At 68.9% G+C, this 21,983-nt stretch carries 22 protein-coding genes; 14 read left to right on the forward strand and 8 right to left on the reverse strand.

Annotation, left to right across the window (positions count from 1 at the left end; translation table 11 throughout):
• Positions 1 to 16: 16 nt before the first annotated feature.
• A complete protein-coding gene (locus tag C5B97_RS08335) occupies positions 17 to 1,309 on the reverse strand; it encodes an ATP-binding protein (RefSeq protein ID WP_249312051.1) in 1,293 nt (430 codons plus the stop codon).
• Positions 1,310 to 1,478: 169 nt separating this feature from the next.
• Here C5B97_RS08335 and C5B97_RS08340 point away from each other — a divergent pair, with 169 nt between their 5' ends.
• Genes C5B97_RS08340 through C5B97_RS08350 form a run of 3 tightly spaced genes read left to right on the forward strand, consistent with a single transcriptional unit; the run spans position 1,479 to position 4,706 of the window.
• The gene (locus C5B97_RS08340) at positions 1,479 to 2,534 is read left to right on the forward strand and encodes a tripartite tricarboxylate transporter substrate binding protein (RefSeq protein WP_104311646.1); all 1,056 of its coding nucleotides are present in this window, start codon (positions 1,479 to 1,481) and stop codon (positions 2,532 to 2,534) included.
• On the forward strand, positions 2,531 to 3,166 hold the full coding sequence (locus C5B97_RS08345) for a tripartite tricarboxylate transporter TctB family protein (protein WP_104311647.1): 636 nt from the start codon (positions 2,531 to 2,533) through the stop codon (positions 3,164 to 3,166). The genes C5B97_RS08340 and C5B97_RS08345 overlap by 4 nt, the downstream gene beginning before the upstream one ends.
• Before the next feature lies 1 nt (position 3,167).
• Complete coding sequence (locus tag C5B97_RS08350) at positions 3,168 to 4,706, forward strand: tripartite tricarboxylate transporter permease (protein WP_104311648.1); 1,539 nt, start codon at positions 3,168 to 3,170, stop codon at positions 4,704 to 4,706.
• Between the two features lie 19 nt (positions 4,707 to 4,725).
• On the opposite strand, the gene C5B97_RS08355 is transcribed toward C5B97_RS08350, so the two are convergent.
• A complete protein-coding gene (locus C5B97_RS08355) occupies positions 4,726 to 5,652 on the reverse strand; it encodes a LysR family transcriptional regulator (RefSeq protein WP_181026954.1) in 927 nt (308 codons plus the stop codon).
• A 77-nt stretch (positions 5,653 to 5,729) separates the two neighbouring features.
• Here C5B97_RS08355 and C5B97_RS08360 point away from each other — a divergent pair, with 77 nt between their 5' ends.
• On the forward strand, positions 5,730 to 7,469 hold the full coding sequence (locus tag C5B97_RS08360) for an FAD-binding protein (RefSeq protein WP_104311650.1): 1,740 nt from the start codon (positions 5,730 to 5,732) through the stop codon (positions 7,467 to 7,469).
• A gap of 211 nt (positions 7,470 to 7,680) precedes the next feature.
• Positions 7,681 to 8,172, forward strand: a complete 492-nt coding sequence (locus tag C5B97_RS08365) for an SRPBCC domain-containing protein (RefSeq protein WP_104311651.1) — start codon at positions 7,681 to 7,683, stop codon at positions 8,170 to 8,172.
• A gap of 97 nt (positions 8,173 to 8,269) precedes the next feature.
• On the opposite strand, the gene C5B97_RS08370 is transcribed toward C5B97_RS08365, so the two are convergent.
• Together C5B97_RS08370 and C5B97_RS08375 are read right to left on the reverse strand one after the other, a co-directional pair.
• A complete protein-coding gene (locus tag C5B97_RS08370; protein ID WP_104311652.1) occupies positions 8,270 to 10,018 on the reverse strand; it encodes a BCCT family transporter in 1,749 nt (582 codons plus the stop codon).
• A 69-nt stretch (positions 10,019 to 10,087) separates the two neighbouring features.
• Entirely contained in the window at positions 10,088 to 11,032 is a 945-nt protein-coding gene (locus C5B97_RS08375; RefSeq protein ID WP_104311653.1) for a flavin reductase, read from the reverse strand.
• 117 nt (positions 11,033 to 11,149) lie between these two features.
• Between C5B97_RS08375 and C5B97_RS08380 the strand changes: the two genes are divergently transcribed.
• The 8 genes from C5B97_RS08380 (at position 11,150) to C5B97_RS08415 (ending at position 17,099) form a co-directional block, all read left to right on the forward strand.
• Positions 11,150 to 11,857 (forward strand): GntR family transcriptional regulator, encoded by a 708-nt coding sequence (locus C5B97_RS08380; RefSeq protein WP_104311654.1) that lies wholly within the window; start codon positions 11,150 to 11,152, stop codon positions 11,855 to 11,857.
• Between the two features lie 45 nt (positions 11,858 to 11,902).
• Positions 11,903 to 12,559 carry an amino acid synthesis family protein gene (locus C5B97_RS08385; protein WP_104311655.1) on the forward strand — a complete coding sequence of 219 codons (657 nt, stop codon included), beginning with the start codon at positions 11,903 to 11,905 and terminating at the stop codon, positions 12,557 to 12,559.
• On the forward strand, positions 12,556 to 13,107 hold the full coding sequence (locus tag C5B97_RS08390) for an amino acid synthesis family protein (RefSeq protein ID WP_104311656.1): 552 nt from the start codon (positions 12,556 to 12,558) through the stop codon (positions 13,105 to 13,107). Before C5B97_RS08385 ends, C5B97_RS08390 begins: the two co-directional genes overlap by 4 nt.
• Positions 13,108 to 13,117: 10 nt before the next feature.
• Entirely contained in the window at positions 13,118 to 13,894 is a 777-nt protein-coding gene (locus C5B97_RS08395) for an alpha/beta fold hydrolase (protein WP_258068076.1), read from the forward strand.
• Positions 13,887 to 15,368, forward strand: coding sequence for an aldehyde dehydrogenase (locus C5B97_RS08400; protein ID WP_104311658.1), 1,482 nt, complete (start codon positions 13,887 to 13,889; stop codon positions 15,366 to 15,368). Before C5B97_RS08395 ends, C5B97_RS08400 begins: the two co-directional genes overlap by 8 nt.
• A gap of 5 nt (positions 15,369 to 15,373) precedes the next feature.
• Positions 15,374 to 15,571, forward strand: a complete 198-nt coding sequence (locus C5B97_RS08405) for a 4-oxalocrotonate tautomerase family protein (protein WP_104252646.1) — start codon at positions 15,374 to 15,376, stop codon at positions 15,569 to 15,571.
• A 35-nt stretch (positions 15,572 to 15,606) separates the two neighbouring features.
• Positions 15,607 to 16,650, forward strand: a complete 1,044-nt coding sequence (locus C5B97_RS08410) for an LLM class flavin-dependent oxidoreductase (protein WP_104311659.1) — start codon at positions 15,607 to 15,609, stop codon at positions 16,648 to 16,650.
• Between the two features lie 188 nt (positions 16,651 to 16,838).
• Complete coding sequence (locus C5B97_RS08415; protein WP_104311660.1) at positions 16,839 to 17,099, forward strand: hypothetical protein; 261 nt, start codon at positions 16,839 to 16,841, stop codon at positions 17,097 to 17,099.
• Here C5B97_RS08415 and C5B97_RS08420 read toward each other — a convergent pair.
• From C5B97_RS08420 to C5B97_RS08435, 4 genes are all read right to left on the reverse strand, one after another.
• Positions 17,080 to 18,000 carry a DUF1295 domain-containing protein gene (locus C5B97_RS08420; RefSeq protein ID WP_104311661.1) on the reverse strand — a complete coding sequence of 307 codons (921 nt, stop codon included), beginning with the start codon at positions 17,998 to 18,000 and terminating at the stop codon, positions 17,080 to 17,082. The two genes, C5B97_RS08415 and C5B97_RS08420, sit on opposite strands and share 20 nt — an antisense overlap.
• 73 nt (positions 18,001 to 18,073) lie before the next feature.
• Entirely contained in the window at positions 18,074 to 19,936 is a 1,863-nt protein-coding gene (locus C5B97_RS08425) for a long-chain fatty acid--CoA ligase (RefSeq protein ID WP_104311662.1), read from the reverse strand.
• Positions 19,937 to 20,074: 138 nt separating this feature from the next.
• On the reverse strand, positions 20,075 to 20,539 hold the full coding sequence (locus C5B97_RS08430) for a DoxX family protein (protein ID WP_104311663.1): 465 nt from the start codon (positions 20,537 to 20,539) through the stop codon (positions 20,075 to 20,077).
• A 250-nt stretch (positions 20,540 to 20,789) separates the two neighbouring features.
• Complete coding sequence (locus C5B97_RS08435; RefSeq protein ID WP_181026955.1) at positions 20,790 to 21,446, reverse strand: pentapeptide repeat-containing protein; 657 nt, start codon at positions 21,444 to 21,446, stop codon at positions 20,790 to 20,792.
• Between the two features lie 32 nt (positions 21,447 to 21,478).
• Here C5B97_RS08435 and C5B97_RS08440 point away from each other — a divergent pair, with 32 nt between their 5' ends.
• A complete protein-coding gene (locus tag C5B97_RS08440) occupies positions 21,479 to 21,949 on the forward strand; it encodes a hemerythrin domain-containing protein (RefSeq protein ID WP_104311665.1) in 471 nt (156 codons plus the stop codon).
• The last annotated feature ends 34 nt before the right edge of the window (positions 21,950 to 21,983 follow it).

A 21,983-nucleotide genomic window follows, 5' to 3' on the forward strand; every position in this document is an offset into this window, starting at 1 on the left:
GCCTCCGCGATCGCGTTCACCTCAGACGCTCGATCTCGAAGGCGAAGCGCGATCCGCCGAGTCTGGACGCCCCGACTTCGATGGTGCCGCCGCGCGACGTGACCGTCCGGCGGACAAGCTCGAGGCCGATGCCCCGTCCGAGCCCAGTGGGGTCCGCCTTGGACGAGAACCCTGGAGTGAAGATGCGGCCGCTCGCCTCGGCATCCAGACCTGGACCGTCGTCGTCGACGAGCCCGATGATGCGGTTGTCGCTCTCGCGAAGCGTGCAGCGCACCCGAGATGCGCCTGCCTCGCCGGCGTTGCGGCAGAGGTTCGCGATGACGGTCACGACTCCGTCGTCGATGTCGTCGTCGAGCTCCAGGTCGAAGCTCGCCTGCGTTCCCAGCTCGTGCAGCTCAGCCCGCACCGCCTGTGTCGTGGCGTCAAGCAGGGGAAGATGGATGCTCGAGTCGGTGCTGTCGGGGGCACCGACCCCTGCCGTGCGCACCGGCACGACCTCGTCGATGTACTCGAGGGCGTCCTGGGCGTCGCCTCTCGAGACGAGGCCGTGGACCACGTGCATGCGGGTGCTGAACTCGTGCGACTGCTCCCGCAGGGCGGTTGTCGTCCGCTGCATCTGCGCGTGCTCGGCGGAGAGCGCGTCGAGTCTGCGGAAGCGGCGCTCGACCGCGAACGCGAGGGCCGAGCTGGCGAGCGTGCCGAGGACGAGCGCGCCGATCGTCCAGGGGAGGAGCTCCCCGAGGGCCTCGGCGCCCTCCGCGGAGATGCTTGACTCGAGCACGCCGACGGCGACCATTCCGACGATGGCGCCGTCGTCCCCGAACACCGGGACTTTCGCGCGCAGCGAGGGGCCGGATGCGCCTTCCTCCGTCCCGAGGTACGGCTCACCGGCGAGCACGGACGCATTGGCCGTCGAGACCTGCACCCCGCGTTCGGCGGGGTCCGGATGCGTGATGCGCACGCCCTCGTCGTCGGTCACCACGACGTAGTAGACGCCCGTCGCGTTCTCGACGAGGCTTGCGAGCGGCTGCAGGTCATCGGTGGCCACTGCGAGGTCATCCGCGTCAGCGAGCGCCGACGCGGTTCCCGCGTTCGCGACGCCCTCGAGCGCGCCGCGCACCTCATCCAGCTCCGCGAGGCTCGACGCGACTTCCTGCACGCGCTCGGCGGTCGTGTCGCGCAGCTCCCGCTCCTGCGCCGAGAACGCGATCGCGGCCGTGATCGAGACGGAACCGAGCGTGATGAGACTCGGCACCACGAGCATCCCGAGGCGCACGGCCCGCTGGCTGAGCTTGAACGGCAACGTCATCCTCACCTCCCGCGCTCTCGCCTCCGGCCCGCTGCCGCCACGCGATGCCTCTTCGCACCGGGCTTACGAGCACTTATGAGCACAACTCCTCGTGGAGCTCCCCACGTTCGAACGCGATGCAATCCTAGGGCGATATTGCGGAGACAACGATGTCCGCGCGAATGGAGCAATGATGATCCGAGCAACGAGAGAGCCGGTGGTACCGGACGAACCTGGCCGGCGGGCCAAGTCCGGTGGCGGGCGCGTCATCGGCCGCGTCATCGGCCGCGTCATCGGCGGGGTCGTGGCCGCCGCATCGATCGCCGTCGCGAGCTTCGGCTCGATCACGTCCGCCGCGGCGGGTCAGGACATCAACGCGTCCATGACGATCATCGCCCCGGCAGCTGCCGGTGGCGGCTGGGACACCGTCGCCCGCGAACTGCAGCAGGCGCAGAAAGCCAACGGGCTCGTCAACAACGTGCAGGTGGTCAACATGCCCGGGGCCGGCGGAACGATCGCGCTCGGCAACGTGAGCGTGCTCGATGGTGAACCCAACAACCTCCTCGTCGGAGGAACCGGCCTGCTGGCCGCCACCATCCAGTACGACTCCGCGGCGAAGCTCGAGGACGTCACGCCGCTCGCGGTGATGGTCGAGGAGTACGACGTCATCGTCGTCCCCGCCGACTCGCCGTACGAGACCCTCGAGGACCTCGCCACGGCATGGAAGGCCGACCCGAAGTCCATTCCATGGACGGGCGGTGGCTCGTTCGACCAGCTCGTGGTGACCGACCTCGCGCTGAGCGCAGGCATCGAGCCCGTCAACACCACCTACATCTCATCTGATGGCGGTGGCGAGGCCATTCAGGCGCTCCTCAACGGAACGGCGCAGGCCGCGGCCGGAGGCTACGCGGACAACATCGACCAGATCGAGGCCGGCAGGCTGCGGGCGCTCGCGGTCGTGGCGAAGGAGCCCATCGAAGGCGTCGACATTCCGACAGCCGCCGAGCAGGGCTACGACATCTCGCTCACGAACTGGCGATCGATTCACGCTCCCTCCGGCTTGACCGAGGAGCAGACGGACGCGCTCGCCGAACTCGTGGTGCAGACGACGGAGACGCCCGAGTGGCAGGACGCCATCGACAGGTACCACTGGAACGAGCGCCTCATCACGGGCGACGAGCTCGACACCTTCCTCGCTGAAGAGGAACTGCGCATCAAGGAGCTCTACGAGGAGATGGGACAATGACGCACCACGCGAACCCGACGGCCGCGTCAGCGGTCATCGGCGGAGACCTGACCTTCGCCGCCGGCCCGAGCAAGACGGCCACCCTCCTCAAGGGACTGACGATGCCGCTGGTCATCGCAGCCTTCGCCACCTACCTCGTCTTCGGCATCGTCACGATGAAGGTGCCAGAGGGCGCCGACTTCCCTGGACCGCAGTTCTTCCCCGGCCTCATCGCCGCCGGCCTCTACCTCTTCGCGGCTCTGCTCGCCGTCGGTGCTGTCCGGGAGATGCGCGCGACCGCGGCCGCGGCCTCCGCGTCGACTATGACCGAGGAGGAGCTTCTCGCCCGTGCACTGGCCGACGACGAGGCGCTCGCCGCGGCGGGTGCAGCAGACGCCCCGCGCAAGGTGCGCGTCGACGTGAAATCGTTCGCCTGGGTCGTCGGCTCGTTCCTGGTGTTCTCGCTGACGCTCGACCTGCTCGGCTGGGTCATCGCAGCCGCCCTCCTCTTCTGGTGCGTGGCCCGCGGCTTCGGTTCCACGAAGCCGGTGGCGAGCCTCGTCGTGGGCTTCACGCTGAGCTCGCTCGCCTACATCGCCTTCGACATGGCACTCGGCATGTCGCTCCCGTCCGGCATCCTCGGAGGTATCTGACATGGAAACGCTCCAACTCCTCATGGAGGGGTTCGCCGGTGCCCTCACCTGGCAGAACCTCATGTGGGTCTTCGTCGGCTGCCTCCTCGGCACCGCCGTCGGCGTGCTGCCGGGCCTCGGCTCCTCGATGGCGGTCGCCCTCCTGCTGCCCGTCACGTTCTCCCTCGAGCCGACGGCCGCGTTCATCATGTTCGCCGGCGTCTACTTCGGCGGCCTCTTCGGCGACTCGACCATGGGCATCCTGATGAACACGCCCGGCCAGGCGTCAGCCATCGCCTCCACGTTCGAGGGCCACAAGATGGCGCTGAACGGGCGGGCCGCTCAGGCGCTCGCGACTGCTGCCATCGGCGCCTTCATCGGCGGCTTCATCGCCTCGATCGTGGTGGTCTTCCTGGCCCCCGCGCTTGCCGACTTCTCCAGCAGCTTCGGGCCGGCGGAGTTCTTCGCCCTCGCAGTGTTCGCGTTCGCGGCGACCTCCACCGTGGTCACTGACAACGTCGTCAAGGGGCTCACGGCCCTGTTCATCGGCCTCGGCATCGCCGTCATCGGCATCGACGGCGTCTCCGGCGCCCCGCGCTTCACGATGGACTCCCCGCAGCTGTTCGACGGCATATCGCTGGTGACCGTGACGGTCGCGGTCCTCGCGCTCGGCGAGGTCATCTACGTCGCTTGCCTCGAGCGGCACGTCAACGACAAGGGTCTGATCCGTCCGAAGGGGCGCCCGTGGCTGAGCCGCAAGGAGTTCAAGGAGGCCATGCCGGCCTGGCTGCGTGGCACCGTCATCGGTCTCCCGTTCGGCGTGGTGCCGGCCGGTGGCTCCGAGATCCCCACGTTCCTCGCCTTCGGCTTGGAGAAGCGACTGGATGCGCGCCGCACGAACCCGCAGTTCGGCAAGGGCGCGATCAGGGGCCTCGCAGCCCCGGAGGCCGCTGGCAACGCGACGACGGGCATGGCGATGGGTGCGCTCCTGGCGCTCGGCCTCCCCATCTCGGCGACGGCAGCGATCATGCTCGCCGCGTTCCGTCAGTACGGCCTGCAGCCGGGCCCGCTGCTCTTCGACCGCGCCCCTGAGCTGGTCTGGGCGCTGCTCGCGAGCTTCTTCATCGCCATGGTGGTGCTGCTCGTCCTGAACCTGCCGTTCGCGATGCTGTGGGCGAAGCTGCTCCTCATCCCGCGCCCCTACCTGTACGCGGGCATCACGATCTTCTGCGCGCTCGGCATCTACGCCACGTCGGGTTCGACCTTCGATCTGCTCATGCTGCTCGGGGTCGGCCTGCTCGGCTTCCTGATGCGGGCTCTCGACTTCCCGATCGCACCGCTCATCATCGGCATGGTCCTCGGCCCACTGGCCGAGACGAGCCTGCGGGATGCGGCGATGAGCGCCAATGGCGACTTCTCCGTGCTCGTGCAGGGGCCGATCGCGATCGCGCTCTACACCCTCCTGGCGCTGGTGCTTGCCTTCACCGTGCGCGGCCGCCTCGTGGCTCGCAAGCGTGCGAAGCAGGAGGAGAAGGAGCTCGTGAGCTCCGACGCACGATAACCCTCGGGGACGTGTTGGGTCAGACGCTGCTGGTTCCCGGCGTCTGGCCGACCATGGCGGCGGCGATCGATTCGATCGTCGCCGCCATGGCGCGTGCGGCGCGGGAGAGGGGCACGTCGCTGCGGTGCGCAAGGCTCACGGTGCGCTGCAGGCTCGAGTCGGTGAGGCGGGCCGAGCGGAAGCCCTGCCGTCCGCGGAGCACCATGGCCGGCACGACCGCCACGCCCAGGCCCAGCTCCACGAACCGGAGCACCGCATCCATCTCCGGCCCCTCGACGACGACGTTCGGGTTCAGACCCGCCTCGAGGTAGGCGGCCTCCGTCGTCGCGCGGAGGTCGTAGCCACGGTGGAAGACGACCTGTGGCCTGGCCGCAAGATCGGCGAGGGTGAGCGTCTGGGCGTCGAGCGCCCGGTCGCCCGTCAGGGAGGAGACGACGAGCAGCTCCTCGTTGAGCAGCGGGATCCGGCTCAGCGTCGCGCGCGGAGACTGCCGCGACTCGGGGGTCGTGATGAGCGCCAGGTCGAGTGCGCCTTCCGCGAGCTGCTCGATGAGCCCCTGCGAGCCGCTCTCCGAGACGTGCAGCTCGATGCCGGGATGCGATGCGTGGAACGACTGCAGCGCATCCGCCACGAGGCTCACGCAGAGCGACGGGGTCGCGCCGAGGCGCACCGTGCCTCGCTGCAGGTCGGCGAGCTCCGCCATCTCCCGGCGCACCGAGTCGGCGTCGGCGAGCATTCGCCTCGCGAGGGGGAGCAGGGATTCGCCGGCATCGGTGAGCGCGACCCGGCCGGGCGTGCGGTTGAACAGCGGCGCCCCGAGATCCTGCTCGAGGGTCGAGATCTGTCGGCTCAGCGAGGGCTGCGCGAGATGCAGCGCCTCCGCCGCCCGCGTGAAGTGCCCTTGCGAGGCGACCTCGACAAAGCTCCGCAACTGGTCTAAATTCATGGCCATAGCCTACGCGCATCACCACGAGCAGGACTATGCATTGGAGTAATCACACGAAGCTCTCTAGCGTTGCTGTCATGACCGCGACAACGTCCATCGAACGCCAGATCTCCACCACCGTGCTCGTCATCGGAACCGGCGGTTCCGGGCTGCGCGCCGCCATCGAAGTAGCCGAGCAGGGCGTGGATGTGCTCGCCGTCGGCAAGCGACCCAAGCACGACGCCCACACCTCCCTCGCCGCCGGCGGCATCAACGCCGCCCTCGGAACCATGGACGAGGAGGACAGCTGGCAGCAGCACGCCGCCGACACCATCAAGGAGAGCTACTGGCTCGCCAACCCGCACACCGTCGAGATCGTGACCCGCGGAGCCGAGCAGGGCATCCGCGACCTTGAGCGCTACGGCATGGGCTTCCAGCGCGAAGGCGACGGCCGCATCTCACAGCGCTTCTTCGGCGCCCACAAGTTCCGCCGCACCGCCTTCGCCGGCGACTACACCGGCCTCGAGATCCAGCGCTCCCTCGTCGCACGCAGCGAGCAGCTCGACATCCCGATCCTCGACACCGTCTACATCACGCGCATCCTCGTGAGCGACAACGTCGTCTTCGGCGCGTACGGCTTCGACATCAACGACGGAACCCGGTACCTCATCCACGCCGACTCCGTGATCCTCGCGGCCGGCGGCCACAACCGCATCTGGCGGCGCACGTCCTCACGCCGCGACGAGAACACGGGCGACTCGTTCCGCCTCGCCGTCGAGGCCGGCGGGCGACTCCGCGACCCGGAGCTCGTGCAGTTCCACCCGTCCGGCATCATCGAGCCCGAGAACGCGGCCGGAACGCTCGTCTCCGAGGCCGCCCGCGGCGAAGGCGGCATCCTCACCAACGGCCTCGGTGAGCGCTTCATGGAACGCTACGACCCGGAGCGCATGGAGCTCTCGACGCGCGACCGCGTCGCCCTCGCCGCCTACACGGAGATCAAGGAGGGGCGGGGCACCGCGAACGGCGGCGTCTGGCTCGACGTGTCGCACCTGCCCCGCGAGACGATCATGAACCGCCTGCCGCGCATCTACCAGCAGATGCTCGAGCTGCAGATGCTGGACATCACCGAGAAGCCGATCGAGATCGCGCCAACCGCGCACTACTCGATGGGTGGCGTGTGGGTTCGCCCCGACGACCACAGCACCGACGTCGACGGCCTCTACGCCATCGGTGAGGCATCCAGCGGCCTGCACGGCGCGAACCGCCTCGGCGGCAACTCGCTCATCGAGCTGCTCGTGTTCGGCCGCATCGTCGGCCAGGCAGCCGTCGCCCACTCCGGGGGACTGGATGCGCAGCGCCGCTCAGCATCGGCCGTCGCGCAGGCACGCGGCGAGATCAACGACCTCCTCTCGGCCGACGGACGCGAGAACGTGCGCGCCCTGCAGCGCGCGATCCGCGACACGATGACCGAGTACGCGGGCGTCGTTCGCGACGAAGAAGGGCTGAAGGCGGGCATCGCAGCGCTGGATGTCATCGAGTCGCGCATGGAGGACGTCGGCATCCACCCCGACATCGCCGGATTCCAGGACCTCGCGCACGCCTTCGACCTCAAGTCGTCCGCCCTCGCCGCTCGGGCGACGCTTGAGGCGGCCCTCGAGCGTCGCGAGACGCGCGGCTGCCACAACCGCAGCGACTTCCCCGAGCTCGACCCGGCCATGCAGGTGAACCTCGTGTGGTCGCCGAAGGGCGGCATCACGCGTGAGGAGATCCCGCCGGTGCCTGCCGAGATCGCCGAGCTCATCGGAGAGGTCTCCGTCGAAGGCAAGCTCGTCGAATAACGCGCTGGGGCCCGGACGGACCACGCACCGGTGGCGGCGGTGTGGTCGTCAAGACGCAGCTGACGTGACCACAGGTCCGCTCCCAGCGCCGGCTCCAGGAGCCACACCTCGTTCTTCGGGAACTGAACGGCGATTCAGCCCGGTCCTTGTCGACTGCACGCTCGCGGTCTGCCAGGATCGGGCTGTTCGTCATCGTAGAACTGGAGCGCACATGACAGCTGAAGCACTCGACCCCGAGCTCGACCTCACCCTGAGTCGAGTCATCCGCGCACCACGCGACGTGGTCTGGCGCGCCTGGACCACCCCGGAGCTGTTCGCGAGCTGGTGGACGCCCGCCCCGACGATGACCCGCGTCGAGCAGCTCGATGTCCGGCCCGGTGGCGCGTTGACGACGCAGATGAGCGACGACGGCGAGATGTTCGTCCCGCACACCGACGGCATCTTCCTGATCGTGGAGGAGGGGGAACGCCTCGTCTTCACGAACGCGGTCACGTCGGCGCTGCGCCCAGCCGAGCCTGCCCCAGTCTCGATCGTGGCATCGTTCTTGTTCCTCGAGCACCCAGAGGGCACCGAATACGTTGCTCTCGCCCGTCACGTGGATGGGGCAGCACGTGCGCTGCACGCGGAGCTCGGCTTCTTCGACGGCTGGGGCGCAGTCACCGAAGCGCTGGCGGAGCTGTCCGAGAAACTGGCTTCGGAGTAGCGAAAGCGGGTTCGGGGCGAGACGCCGGGGGATGGGGATGGGGATGGGCGTGGATCTTCTTCCTCGCCATCCCCATCCCCATTCCCGCGATCGTCGTCTACGGCGTCGGAGGCAGGAGCGGCCGTTGACCCGCCGAGGCCGGTGGCTCAGGCGCTGAATCTGACTCCGTTTTCCGCGCGGGGCCGTGGAAGGGCAGTCGAAGGACCCCGGTGCGGAGGTCCTCCCGACGCACGTCCCGCGTGTAGTCGAAGTGCGGGTCCTTCTTCAACTGCATGACCAGTGAGACGGCGAGCAGCGCGACGATGACCGTGAACGGCAGCGCGGAGAGCATCGCCGCCTGCTGCAGCGCCTGCAACCCGCCGGTGAGGAGCAGCAGGGCCGCGCAGAGGCCGGTCAGCGCACCCCAGATCGCCAGCACCAGCTTCGTCGGCTCGAGCGCGCCGCGGGACGACATCATGCTGAGGACGAACGTGTTCGCGTCAGCGCCGGAGACGAAGAACAGCACGACCAGGATGATCGCGACCACCGAGGTGATGCCCACCAGCGGCAGGTTGGAGAGCATCTCGAAGAACGCCGTATTGACGTCGGCACTGGCGGCCTCGCCGATGCTGCCCACGCCGTCCATGTCGAACTTGATCGCCGACCCACCGAAGATGGTGAACCAGGCGAAGAAGACGAGGCTCGGGACGACCATCACCCCGATCACGAACTGGCGAATCGTGCGGCCGCGCGAGATCTTCGCGAGGAAGACGCCCACGAACGCACCCCAGCTGAGCCACCAGGCCATCATGAAGTACGTCCACCACTGCATCCACTGCCCGTCCTCTGCCGTGAGCGGCGTCGTGAGGCTCATCGAGAAGAAGTCGGCGAAGTACGCACCCGTCGACCGGAAGAACAGGTTCGTGATGAAGTTCGTCGGGCCGGCGAAGAAGACGTAGATGGCGAGGAGGATCGAGGCGAGCATCGTGAACTGGCTGATGTACTTGATGCCGCGGTTCACACCCGACAGTGCGGAGAGCGTGAAGATGACCGTGATGACGGCGATGACGAGGATCTGCGTGAAGGTCTCTGCGGGCAGGCCGAAGACCCGGTTCAGGCCCTCGGTGATCTGCGAGGCTCCGAGGCCGAGCGAGGTCGTCGTGCCGAACAGCGTCGCCATGATGGCGAAGACGTCGATGACGTTGCCGAGCCACCCGTCGACGCGCTTGCCGAGAATGGGTCGAAGCATGGGGGAGACGAGACCGGTGTTGCCCTTGCGGTGCGTCGAGTAGGCGATCGCGACGCCGAAGACGCCGAACACGGCCCAGGCGTGGGGGCCCCAGTCGAGGTACGAGTACTGCATGGCGACGACCGCGGCCTCAGCGGTGCCCGGGTCGGCGAGTGCGTGCGGCGGCAGCACGAAGTGCGAGATCGGCTCGGCGACACCGTAGCTGATGAGCCCGACGCCCATCACGGTCGAGACGATCATGGCGAGCCAGGCCCACGTGCTGAACTCGGGGCGGTCCTCGTCGGCCCCGAGCCGGACCCGTCCGAACCTGCTGCACGCGAGGTAGATGAGCAGGCCGATGCAGCCGGTCGTGACAAGCAGGTACGACCAGCCGACGGTTGCCGAGGCCCAGTTGATGGCTCCCGTCATCGACGCGTTGAGCGTCTCGGGCGACAGCGCAGCCCACGACACGAACGCGAGGATGAGGGCGATCGACACCCAGAAGACGACGCCGGGGCGGTGACGCAGCGCGTCGGCCGCCGCCTGAGCTCGACTCGGGCCGGACGTCGGCTCGAGCCCGTGACCATCGAGTGCGTCGTCATCATGCAGCTCGGGCTTCGGGGGATGGTGAAGAGTCATGGTGTTGCTCCACTTCGGAGGAGGCAGGCCCGGGAGGGCGGAACGGTCATCGCGGTTGTGATGACCTGGTCAGAGCTCTGAGAGCCCTCGTCCATCGAAGAACTTGCCGGCCTTGTAGAGGATGGGCGCGTCGTCGGTGGTCGTCGCGTGGTGCACGCGGCCGATGAAGATGGTGTGGGTGAGGGCCTGGAAGCGTTCCTTGATCTCGACCTCGATCGACGCGGACGAGCCGTCGATGAGGGGGCTGCCATCCGGCCCTTCGTGCCACGTGATGTCGGCGAACTTGTCTGGACTCTTCGAGGCGAAGGTGGCGAGCACATCCTGCTGCTCGCTCGACAGGATGTTGATGCCGAGGTTCGTCGACCGGAAGAGCGACGGGTAGGTCGAGGATGACTTCTGCACGCAGACGAGCACGAGGGGCGGGTCGAGCGACACCGAGGAGTAGGCGCTCACGGCGAGACCGCGCGGCTTGCCTTCCTCATCCTTCGTGGTCACGACCGTGACGCCGGAGATGAACTGCTTGTTGAACGCCTTGAGCATCTCGCGCGGGGGCGCCGCAGACTCGTCAGCGTAGTCATCCTCAGCGTCCTCGAACGCCGAGCGCAGCGAGGGCAGGCCGAGGTTGGCGAGGAGCTCCGCGGAGTCCCAGGTCACACGCTCGGAGGAGACGAGCCCGTCCCGAAGGGTGCCGTAGTTGGATCCGTTCGTGACGACGCGCTTGCCCGTCGGGGGGACCGTGCCGAGCGGCTGGCTGAACGTGCCGTCGGAGGTCCAGAAGACGGCGAGGGCGTCATCCTCGACCAGGACTCGATCGATGCGCGTGACGAGATCCGGGAACGCGGCGCGCACCTCGGTGACCTCCTGCTTGAACTCGTCGAGCGCGGAGACTCGACCTGACCGTGTGCTCTCGCGCTGATAGTCCTCCGTCACGAGAGCTTCGAACGCACCGAAGTCACCCCGATCCCACGCGTCGGACCATGCAGCTGCGACAGCATCTTTGATGTTTGCTTGCATGCAACGGAGCGTAACCCCGGGTTCATGTATGCGTCAACGGTTCGTTGTAAACGTTGGGTTTCCTGGGAAAGATGGGGCCCGTTGACAATCCTGTGACATGCCAGCTAGCTTTCTTGTATGCAACAGATCACGCCCCTGGGTCTCGGTGATGAGGCCTACGCAGACCTCCCGCTCCTCGAGCGGCTCCGGCGCCTCGTGACGAGCGGGACGTACCCTCCGGGCGATCCGATGCCGGAGCTCGTGCTCGCGCAGGAGTTCGGCGTGAGCCGCACGCCCATCCGCGAGGCGCTCAAGCAGCTCGAGAACGAGGGCCTCGTCGAGATCCGCCCCCGCGTCGGGACGTTCGTGCGGACACCGACTCGGCGCGAGATCGTGGAGCTCTTCCAACTCAAGGAGTCGCTGGAAGGCCTCGCCGCGAACCTGCTCGCCCGGCGCGGGCCGACCTCAGAGCTCGCGGCCCTCACACGCAACCTCGACGAGAGCGATGCCGCCGTCCGCGCGAACGACACGGCCGAGTACGCACGCCTCGTGCACGAGTTCCACTGGACGATCGTGCTCGGAGCCGACAACGCGAAGCTCGCCGAGCACTACGAGCGCCTCATGAACCAGCTTGCGTACCACCGCATCGTGCTCCGCACCATCGAGCGCCCCGGCCGTCTGCTCGCATCCGACCATGAGCACCATGCCATCGTGCGGTCGATCGTGGAGAAGGACGCCATCGGCGCCGAGTTCGCGATGCGCACCCACGTCGAGGCCTCGAGCCGGGCAGCGCTCGCACCGGAAGACCACGGCAACCCCGCCGAAAGCGAGTCGGCGCACGCCTGACCCGCTGGCGCTCGCTCGCGAACGATAGGAAGACCAGGAGCCACCATGACCACCACCGTCACTGCAACAGAGCAGCACGGCGATGCCCTGCTCGAACGGGCCGTCGCGCTCGGGGTTCGGAAGATCTTCACCGCGTACGAGGACGTCATCTCCGACGGCGGCGTCGACGCGCCCGCGGCGATCCGGCAGGCAAGCGCCGTTGCGGTCGTCCGCAACCCGTGGATCGGGCAGGGCAAGCTCGCCGACCTCACCGAAGCGACCGCCGAGGTCGCGCCGGTCGTCGCAAAGCTCCTCAGCGACCGACTCCTCGCTGCCCTCGGGGGTGCCGGCAAGGTCGAGGCCTTCGGCAAGGCGGCGGTTGTCGGGCTCGAGGGCGAGATCGAGCACGCTGGTGCCCTCATCCACACCCCGTACTTCGGGAACCTGCTGCGCGAGTTCCTCGAGGGCACCTCGATCATCTGCTTCTCCGACACCAGGGCTGATGCCGGCGGCGACCTCCGTGTGCCGCTCTGGCACAAGACTGCGGCCGCGACGCGCAGCCACTACCAATCGCTCGACGTGCACCTCGCGGATGCGCCGCACCGCGACGAGATCGCGGTCATCGCGGTCGCCTCCTCTGGACCCCGCCCACATCCCCGCATCGGCGACCGCACGACTGACGTGCCGGTCACCTCGGACATCCTGAAAGGAATCACCGCATGAAGGTTCGCAGAGTCATCACCATCGTCGACGAGACGCTCATCGAGGGAGGCCGCGAGGTCTCACCGGCGGCACGCACAGCGGTCGTCGCGGCGATCATCGACAACCCGTGGGCTGGCCAGGGCTTCGTCGAGGACCTGACCGCGGGCATCGACGCGGTCGCCTCCGAGCTCGGGGAGCTGCTCGCGCCCCGCGTCATCGAGGCGCTCGGCGCTCCGCTCGAGGCCTACGGCAAGGCGGCGATCATCGGCCTGAACGGCGAGGTCGAGCACGGGTCGGCGCTGATCCACACGCTCAAGTTCGGCGATCACTTCCGCAAGGCGGCGAACGCGAGCACGCTGCTCCCCGCCGTCGAGAAGCGCGGGCCGGCCGGAGTGGCCTTCGACATCCCCCTCAAGCACTTCACCGACGCGACCATCCGCTCGCACCACCAGTCGTTCGAGGTGCGCATCGCGGATGCGCCGCACCCGGACGAGATCCTCATCGCGCTGGCAGGCGCGGCGCAGGGACGCCCGCAGCAGCGGCTCGCGGCGCTCTCCACCGAGCTCTAGGGGAGCGACCGTGAGCTCGACCCAGGCGCAGCAGACCCCCATCGTGCTGCTGCACGGTGTGGGGCTCGACCGCACGATGTGGGCCCCGGTCGAGGCCCTGCTCGGCGAGCGGGCCGTCGCTCTCGATCTTCCCGGCCACGGAGCCCAGCCCCCGCTGCGCGCACCAACCTCGCTCGCCGACTTCGCGGCCGACATCGAAGGGCGACTGCCTGACGGGCCGATCCACCTCGTCGGCTTCTCGCTCGGCGCGCTCGCCGCGCAGCACATCGCGAGCCGCGCACCGGAGCGCGTCGCGACGCTCACCTGCGTGAGCTCGGTCTGCCGACGCACACCGGATGAACGTGCCGCGGTGCTCGAGCGTCTCGCGTCGGCGCGCACCGACTTCGGCGCGACCGTCGAGCGGTCGCTCGAACGCTGGTACTCGGGCAGCGGCGTGAGCGCTTCGACGATCGCCGAGACGAGGCGAGTGCTCGAAGCCAACGACGTCGAGTCGTTCGGGCACGCGTACGAGATCTTCGCGACCGGCGACCAGCAGGTGTCGGACGCGCTCGGCGCGATCACGGCGCCGGCCCTCGCCATCACGGGGGAGCTCGACCCAGGATCGACCCCGGACATGACCCGCAGGCTGGCCGACGCCATCCCCGGCACGCGAACCCAAGTCGTCCCCGGCGTGCGGCACATGCTCCCGGTCGAAGCACCTTCCACGCTCGTCGACGAGCTCGAAGCGCTCATCGGCGACGCAGAACTCTCCATCCAACGGCATCACGAAGGAGCACACCATGACTGACCGCTACGGACACTTCATCGATGGGTCCTGGCGCGACCCCGCAGGCGGCGCCTACTTCGAGAGCATCAACCCGGCGACCCTCGAGGTGCTCTACGAGGCGGCCCGCGGCGATGCGGCCGACGTCGAGCTGGCCGTCGCCGCCGCGCGCCGCGCGTTCGAGGCGCCCAGCTGGAGCGGCCTCACCGCGACGCAGCGAGGGAAGCTCCTCCGGCGTCTCGGCGACCTCGTCGCCCAGAACGCCGACGAGCTCGCCCGCCTCGAGAGCCTCGACAACGGCAAGCTCCTCCGCGAGATGCGCGGCCAGCTCGCCTCACTGCCCGAGTACCTCTACTACTACGGCGGTCTCGCCGACAAGATCCAGGGCTCGCAGATCCCGACCAGCAACCTGCAGATCCTCAACTACACGCAGCACGAGCCGCTCGGCGTCGTCGGCGCGATCACGCCCTGGAACTCCCCGCTCACGCTCACGACCTCCAAGCTCGCCCCGGCGCTCGCCGCAGGGAACACCGTGGTCATCAAGCCGAGCGAGTACACGTCGCGCACCGTGCTCCGCTTCGCGCAGCTCGCGAGCGAGGCAGGCTTCCCCGACGGCGTCGTCAACGTCGTCACGGGCTTCGGGGCAGAGGCGGGCGCCGCGCTCGTCGAGAACCCCACCATCGCGAAGATCTCCTTCACCGGGTCGACTCGCACGGGCTCCGCGATCGCGGCGAGCGCCGCGGCCCGGTTCATCGGGTGCACGCTGGAGCTCGGCGGCAAGAGCCCGAACATCGTCTTCGACGACGCGAACATCGAGAACGCGGCGATGGGCGTCATCGCCGGCATCTACGCGGCCGCGGGGCAGACGTGCATCGCCGGGAGCCGCGTCTTCGCCCACAGGTCCGTCTACGATGAGCTGCTCGAGCGCGTCTCGACGCGGGCGAAGTCGATCGTCATCGGCGACCCCCTCGACGACGCGACCGAGCTGGGGCCCCTCGCGTTCGGCGACCAGCTCGAGAAGGTCCGCTCCTACGTCGGCATCGGCGTCGACGAGGGTGCAACCCTCTACGCGGGCGGCGGCAGACCCGACGTGGCCCTCCCCGGCTACTACTTCGAGCCGACCGTGCTCACCGACGTGACCAACAGCATGCGCGTCGTCCGCGAGGAGATCTTCGGACCGGTCGCCGCGATCATGCCCTTCGACACCGAGGATGAGGTCGTCGGCCTCGCCAACGACACCGAGTTCGGCCTCGCCGCCGGCGTCTGGACGCAGAACCTCGCCAGGGCGCACCGCATGTCTCGCCGACTCGAGGCGGGAACGATCTGGGTCAACACCTACCGCGCCATGTCGCCCATGTCACCGAGGCAGGGCTTCAAGAGCTCCGGCGTCGGCATCGAGCACGGCATCGAGTCGATGCACGAGTACACGCGCCTCAAGAGCGTGTGGATCAACACCGACGAGTCACCCGTCGCCGACCCCTTCGTGATGCGGGGGTAGGGGCCATGCCACTCATCGACATCTCGATCGCCAAGGGGCGCACACCCGAGCAGCTCCGCGCCCTCATCGACGGCGTCCACCGCGTCGCCGAAGAGACCGTCGGGGCCGCACCCGAGAACATCACGGTCGTCGTCCGCGAGATCGAGCACGAGCACTGGTCGCGCGGCAACACGACGATCGCAGAACGAGCCCGCCGCAGCTGACCGCGGAGCACATCCACTCTCGAAAGGACACGACAATGCGTTTCTCTCTGTTCATCCACATGGAGCGCTGGGACGACTCCGTCAGCACCGAGCAGCTGTTCGCGGAGCTCGTCGAGCTGACGCTCCTCGCGGAGGAAGCCGGCTTCAGCACGGTGTGGATCGGCGAGCACCACTCCATGGAGTACACGATCTCGCCGAGCCCCATGCCGCAGCTCGCATACCTCGCAGCGGTCACGACGAGGATCCGGCTCGGCGCCGGCACGATCATCGCCCCGTTCTGGAACCCGCTGCGCGTGGCCGGCGAGACGGCGCTGCTCGACGTCATCAGCGGCGGCCGCGCAGAGGTGGGGCTCGCCCGAGGTGCGTACCAGTTCGAGTTCGACCGCCTGGCCGGTGGCATGCCGGGCAAGGAAGGCGGGCAGCACCTGCGCGAGCTCATCCCCGCCGTCCGCGAGCTGTGGCAGGGCGACTACGCGCACGACGGCGAGATCTGGCAGTTCCCCGTCTCGACGAGCGTGCCCAAACCCGTTCAGCGGCCGACGCCGCCCATGTGGGTGGCGGCCCGCGACCCCGACACGCACGACTTCGCCGTCGCCAACGGCTGCAACGTCATGGTGACGCCGCTCATGAAGGGCGACGAGGAGGTCGCCGACCTCGTGAGCAAGTTCGAGACGGCCGTCGCCAACCATCCGGAGGTTGCACGCCCCGACATCATGGTGCTGCGCCACACCTACGTGCACGACGACGCCGACCCGGAGGGGTGGCGTCCGGCAGCCGAGGGCGTCAACAAGTTCTACCGCACGTTCGATGCCTGGTTCGGCAACAAGACCGACCCCGTCGACGGGTTCCTCGAGCCGAGCCCAGCGGCGAAGTTCGCCGAACGGCCCGAGTTCACGCCCGAGGCGCTCCACAAGACCGCGATGATCGGCACGGCGGATGAGGTCATCGCTCGGCTGCGCGAGTACGAGGCGCTCGGCGTCGACGAGTTCAGCTTCTGGAGCGACAACTCGCTCTCGCACGAGCAGAAGAAGCGCTCGCTCGAGCTGTTCATCGAGAAGGTCGTCCCGGAGTTCTCGTAGGACCTCCGCGAGACGGTGGACAGGCGGGCGGGTGCGGACACGCATCCGCCCGCAGGTGCGCCACCGTCCTCCGCTGTGGTGAGTCGCATCTCCGGCACCAGGGGGAGGGATGTCAGCCGCCGGGGGGAAGCACGGCCCGCGTCGGCTCCGTAGCGTTGAGCGCAACGGAAACGACGATGGGAGATGACATGGACAGCACGCAGCAGGACGGCACTCGAGGTGGCGGCACCAACGGGTCGACCCAGATGGGGACCGGCATCGCTGTCGGACTCGCGATCGGCGTCGCCCTCGCCCTCATCCTCGACAGCTGGGCGATCGGCCTCGCCCTCGGGCTCGTCCTCGGCATCGTGACGGGTGCGATCCTCGCCCGCCTGGCCAAGCGCGGCGGGCGTCCGGGAGACCCTCGTCCTGAGGACCCCCGTCCGGGCGCTACGCCTTCGGGCTCGTGAGCCGCGGCAGCAGCACCGGCGTCTCGCGCTTGTACGCCTCGTAGTCGGCGTCGCCGCCCCACTTCTTGTCGGCCTTCGCCTCAAGCAGCGGGACGCCGCTGACGCGCAGGAGCAGGAGTGCGACGAAGATGGGGGAGATGAGCGCAACCCACTGCCAGCCCACCAGGACCGGCGCGGCGACGATGGCGACGCCCACCCAGAGCAGGATCTCGCCGAAGTAGTTGGGGTGGCGCGAACGCGACCAGAGGCCCGAGCGGATGAAGCGGCCCTTGTTCGCGGGATCCGCCTTGAAGGCGTTCTTCTGCAGGTCGGCGGCGACCTCGATGATGAACCCGGCCGCCCACACGACGATGCCGACGACGCCCAGCCAGCCGAACGGCTCGCGGTCGTCGGTGCCGCCCGCGATGGCGATCCAGGCCGCGGCCGCAGTGAGGCTCACCCACAGCCCCTGCATGATCCAGACGCGAAGGAAGCGCAGCTTGTCGCCCTTGATGTCGTCGAAGCGGTCGTCGGAGCCGGAGCGGTGGATGCGCGCGAAGAGGAACGACCCGAGGCGGAGCGCCCACAGGATGACCATGGCGCCGAGGACCCAGGCGCGCGCATCCGGTTCGGGGGCCGCGACGAGGAGGCCGATCGTGACGACGATGAACGTCGCGCTTCCCGTGAGGTCGAAGAAGCGCTCGGTCTTCGCTGCCGCGGACGGCAGGTACACGAGGACCTGGATGAGGAAGGCCGCCGCGACCGCCCACGCGTAGAGGGGGATGCCGGCGAGCTGCGCTCCGCCCTGGCTCCCGGCGAGGGCGACGAGCGCCCCGATGAGGAGGGCGATGAGGATCGTGACGATCGTCGCCCTGTTCTTCTTGCCGGCGGTGCTGCTGCTCGCGGTGGTCTCGCTGCTCATGCTGGTGCCTCTCGAGGCGTCGGGCGCCTGGAACTGGCGCCGGGTGAACGGGAAAAGTCGGTGGGGCCGTGCGTCAGGCGTACAGGGCCGCGACGGCGTCGGTGCTGCGCTGCAGGACGGCGGCGCGCTTGAGCTTCAGCGTCGGCGTGATGAAGGTGGGGTCTTCGAGGTCGGTCGCGATGAGCGTGAAGCGTCGAACCTGCTCGCTTCGGGCGACGAGCGCGTTGGCCCGGTCGACGGCCGCCTGCACGTGGTCGCGCGCACGGGCGTCCACGACGGTGAGCAGCTCGTGGTGCGCGGGGTCCGGGTGGGTGGCGGCGGCGATCTCCGCCGAGAACTCGGCGAGCGCCTCCGGGTCGAGGATGATGAGCGCGGACAGGTAGTTGCGTCCCTCGCCGATCATGACGGCGTGCGAGACGAGCGGGTCGGACTCGACCGACGACTCCCACCTCATGGGCACGATCGTCTTGCCGTTCGAGGTGACGATGACGTCCTTGAGGCGGCCCTCCAGGACGACCCGCCCCTGCTCGTCGAGGCGGCCGAGGTCGCCGGTGCGGAAGAACCCGTCGACGAAGGCGTCGCGGTTGTGTTCCGGGTTGCGGTAGCCGCTGAAGACGCCGATGCCGCGGGCGAGGATCTCGCCGTCGTCGCTGATGCGGACCGTGGACCCGGGGAGCGGCCGGCCGACGGTGCCGGAGCGGATGTCGTTCGGCAGGTTGCCGGTGAGCGGCGCCGTGGTCTCGGTGAGACCGTAGCCCTCGATGACGGGCACGCCGATGCCGCCGAAGAACAGGGACAGCTCGGCATCGAGCGTGGCGCCGCCGGAGAGGACGTGGGTGACGCGGCCGCCCATGACCTCGCGGAGGCGGCTGAAGAAGAGCCGGTCGAAGGCGCCGTGGCGGAGGCGCAGACCCATCGGTGCACGCGTCGTCGGGCTGGCGGTCTCGCGGAACGCGCCCCACTGCACCGCCGTGCGCTGCGCCGAAGCCCAGACCTTGCCGAGGCCCTTGGCCGCGGCCTTGGCCCCCGCGGCGGCCTGGATCTTCTGCAGCACTCGAGGCACGACGACAAGGAATGTCGGCGTGAGCTGCCCGAGCGTTCCCACGACAGCGGCCGGGTCGGCGAGATGGGCGATGCGCATGCCGCTGGCGAGGCAGATGAGCTGCAGGCCTCGCGCGAGCACGTGGGCGAGGGGCAGGAAGATGATCGTGTTGCCGGCAGGGTGCACGACCTCGCCGTAGGCGGCCGCGATGTTGAGCACCTGTCCGAGGAAGTTCTCATGCGTGAGGACGGCGCCCTTGGGCTCGCCGGTGGTCCCGGAGGTGTAGACGATCGTCGCGGGAGAGTCGGGCGTCGCGAGCAGTCGGCGCTCCTCGAGCGCCTCATCCGCCACACCGGCCCCGAGCGCGGCGAGGCGGTCGAGGTCGCGTCCCTCGTTCCGGCCAGAGGTCGCATCCATCGACCAGACGCCGAGGGCGTCCCTGCCGCGCTCGGTGAGCGGTTCCTCGAGGAGACGCACGTGCTGCGCGCTGCCGCCGAACGCGAGGACGACGCGGGCGTCGTGGATGATCGCGGAGACCTGCGTGGGCGCCGACGTCTCGTAGATGGGCACGACGACGGCCCCGGCGAACCAGACCGCCAGATCGGCGACGGCCCACTCGTACCGGGTGGGCGCCATGATCGCGATCGAATCACCGGGGCGCACGCCAAGGGCGATGAGGCCCTTCGCGACAGCCCGGACCGCGTCGGTGTACTCGCGCGTGGAGACCTGACGCCAGGGAGCGGAGCGGTCAGCGGAGTCGCTCGGCACGTCGAATGCGGCGTGATCTGGCGCGACTTCCAGGCGTCGGACGAGCAGGTCGGTCACATTTCGGTACGTGCCCGCGGATCCGATGGTCTCGGGGCCCACAAGGAGAGGGGTTGTCGATTCCAGCACTGCAGCCGCCTTTCGCGCGCCGGGTCACTTCACCCGTGTGCGAGGAAATTCGGAGCAGGGGGGCCGGTGGATTGGACCGTATCGCAAACCTCGGCCACTCGGGCGCGACTCGCCGCAAGTAGCTAGGCGGACTAGGTATCAGGCCACCTGAGCTGCAGACCGACGCTCGGAGTGGCTCTCGGGGTGGCTCTCGCGGTTGCTCCGAGGCCGACGGATGAGCGCATCCGCCGCCCAGCGGCCCCCACCGGTCAGCACGAGCGCGATGCCGACGAGCGCCAGCACGAGCACGAACTCGTACCCGCCGTCCTGGGCGAAGAAGCCAGCAGTGAAGTGCACGGTGAACATGGCCCCCAGGGAGACGACCGCGAGCAGCGCGGCGGCGACTCGCGTGAACAGCCCGACGATGAGCAGGGCGCCGGCGACGATCTCGACGAAGGGGAGCGCAGCCCCGGCGACGTCCGCGAGGGGGATGCCGAGGCCGCCGAGCATCTCCTGCACGCCGCCGATCCCGGTCGTCGTGAGCTTCTGGATGCCGTGCAGCAGCATGGTGGCGCCGAGGGCGAGTCGGAGGATGAGCAGTGCGGCGTTCGCTGAAGATGACATGCGCTCGACGGTAGGAAGGCCCCTCAGCTGAATGCTGAGAGGGCGGCCGACTGTGCCACCACGAAACCCGGGGAACGACCCGGGTCATGAGTTCGGCATGAGAAACGCCGTTCACGGAACCAGTCACGCGCCGTTGAACGCAGTGCCTGCGCGTGGAAGGCTCGAGCACGGCCCCGTTCAGTACGTACCAGCGCGTATGAGGTTGCTATGACTCTCTCAGCCCGCGCGCTCCCGGGTGTGGCGGGCCACGTCAGCCAGCCAGCGGTTCGATCTTCGTGCCCGTCTCGCTCGCCTTGCCGAACTTCGGGGACGCGCCAACGAACGTGCAGCCGCGGAACGTGGTGGCCGCATTGAACTTCGCGCCGGTGAAGCTGCAGTCGATGAAGCGCGTGTTGGTGAACTCCGCCCCCGACAGCTCCGCGCCGTCGAAGCTGCAGTTCGAGAAGACGGTTCCTGGCACAGCGCGGAGGCGTCGCAGCTTCGAGTCGGCGAACGAGCAGTTCGACACCTCGGGTCCGATGGACGCCTGCGGGATGTTCGCCCCCGTGAAGGTGCAGGCCCGCAGAGCACCCTCGAGTCGTGCGTGCGCCGCGACCTTCGCGTGCTCGAAGCGGACGTGCGTGAGCGTGCTGTCCCGGATGGTGAGGCCGCCCGTGAAACCGCTCGCGTCGACCTCGGAGACCTCGAGGTGGGTAATGCTCACGCCGAGGCTGCCGGCCTGCAGCCCTCGGAGGTCGGTCACCGAGGATGCCGGATCGTGCCAGCTGGGCGTGATGCGATGCGGCCCTGGAACCACCCCGGAGAGCCGCGCGAGCTGGGTCCGCAGCGACGAGAGCTCCGAGGAGGTCCAGCGGTCGCGCAGGGTCTTGCTGTCGGCGGCACTCATGCCGTCGAGCGTACTTGCCACGCGATGACTATCTTGGTGAGCGAGGCGATCAGATGAGTGCACAGGAGAAGGACCGGCTGGCCGCGTGGAGCAGCGAGCTGAGGGCCGTCCACGCGCGGCTGCGCAAGGCCCTGGCCGTCACGCGTGAGGCAGTGAAGCGCGGAGACCCGGCTGAGCCCGCCACCCGCGACCTGCTGCTGTACTGCCACGGCTTCTGCACCGCGCTCGACGGTCACCATCGGGGCGAGGACCGCGAGCTGTTCCCCGCGATCGCTGCAGCGCATCCCGAGCTGCGCGACACGCTCGCCCGCCTGCAGCAGGACCACTCGATGATCGGCCACCTCATCTCCGGGCTGCAGGCGTCCGTGGATGCGGGGGAGTCGCCGAGCGAGCTGGACCGGCACCTGGAGGGCATCGCGGCGATCATGGAGTCGCACTTCCGCTACGAGGAGCGCCAGCTGCTCGGGGTGCTGGAGACGCTGGCTCTCGACGCAGACCCGGCGGCAGTGCTCGGACCCCTGTAGCGAGGTGGCGGGGCGACAGGCCACTCCGAGCGGG

It is taken from the genome of Pseudoclavibacter sp. RFBB5, from assembly GCF_002931555.1.
GTDB lineage: Bacteria > Actinomycetota > Actinomycetes > Actinomycetales > Microbacteriaceae > Pseudoclavibacter.

Coding starts and splice junctions, on each gene's coding strand:
- C5B97_RS08440 (WP_104311665.1), top strand. CDS start 21,479: ATGAGTGCACAGGAGAAGGACCGGCTGGCCGCGTGGAGCAGCGAGCTG.
- C5B97_RS08430 (WP_104311663.1), bottom strand. CDS start 20,539: ATGTCATCTTCAGCGAACGCCGCACTGCTCATCCTCCGACTCGCCCTC.
- C5B97_RS08420 (WP_104311661.1), bottom strand. CDS start 18,000: ATGAGCAGCGAGACCACCGCGAGCAGCAGCACCGCCGGCAAGAAGAAC.
- C5B97_RS08415 (WP_104311660.1), top strand. CDS start 16,839: ATGGACAGCACGCAGCAGGACGGCACTCGAGGTGGCGGCACCAACGGG.
- C5B97_RS08365 (WP_104311651.1), top strand. CDS start 7,681: ATGACAGCTGAAGCACTCGACCCCGAGCTCGACCTCACCCTGAGTCGA.
- C5B97_RS08400 (WP_104311658.1), top strand. CDS start 13,887: ATGACTGACCGCTACGGACACTTCATCGATGGGTCCTGGCGCGACCCC.
- C5B97_RS08340 (WP_104311646.1), top strand. CDS start 1,479: ATGATGATCCGAGCAACGAGAGAGCCGGTGGTACCGGACGAACCTGGC.
- C5B97_RS08345 (WP_104311647.1), top strand. CDS start 2,531: ATGACGCACCACGCGAACCCGACGGCCGCGTCAGCGGTCATCGGCGGA.
- C5B97_RS08355 (WP_181026954.1), bottom strand. CDS start 5,652: ATGAATTTAGACCAGTTGCGGAGCTTTGTCGAGGTCGCCTCGCAAGGG.
- C5B97_RS08370 (WP_104311652.1), bottom strand. CDS start 10,018: ATGACTCTTCACCATCCCCCGAAGCCCGAGCTGCATGATGACGACGCA.
- C5B97_RS08385 (WP_104311655.1), top strand. CDS start 11,903: ATGACCACCACCGTCACTGCAACAGAGCAGCACGGCGATGCCCTGCTC.
- C5B97_RS08375 (WP_104311653.1), bottom strand. CDS start 11,032: ATGCAAGCAAACATCAAAGATGCTGTCGCAGCTGCATGGTCCGACGCG.
- C5B97_RS08350 (WP_104311648.1), top strand. CDS start 3,168: ATGGAAACGCTCCAACTCCTCATGGAGGGGTTCGCCGGTGCCCTCACC.
- C5B97_RS08410 (WP_104311659.1), top strand. CDS start 15,607: ATGCGTTTCTCTCTGTTCATCCACATGGAGCGCTGGGACGACTCCGTC.
- C5B97_RS08405 (WP_104252646.1), top strand. CDS start 15,374: ATGCCACTCATCGACATCTCGATCGCCAAGGGGCGCACACCCGAGCAG.
- C5B97_RS08380 (WP_104311654.1), top strand. CDS start 11,150: ATGCAACAGATCACGCCCCTGGGTCTCGGTGATGAGGCCTACGCAGAC.
- C5B97_RS08390 (WP_104311656.1), top strand. CDS start 12,556: ATGAAGGTTCGCAGAGTCATCACCATCGTCGACGAGACGCTCATCGAG.
- C5B97_RS08335 (WP_249312051.1), bottom strand. CDS start 1,309: ATGACGTTGCCGTTCAAGCTCAGCCAGCGGGCCGTGCGCCTCGGGATG.
- C5B97_RS08360 (WP_104311650.1), top strand. CDS start 5,730: ATGACCGCGACAACGTCCATCGAACGCCAGATCTCCACCACCGTGCTC.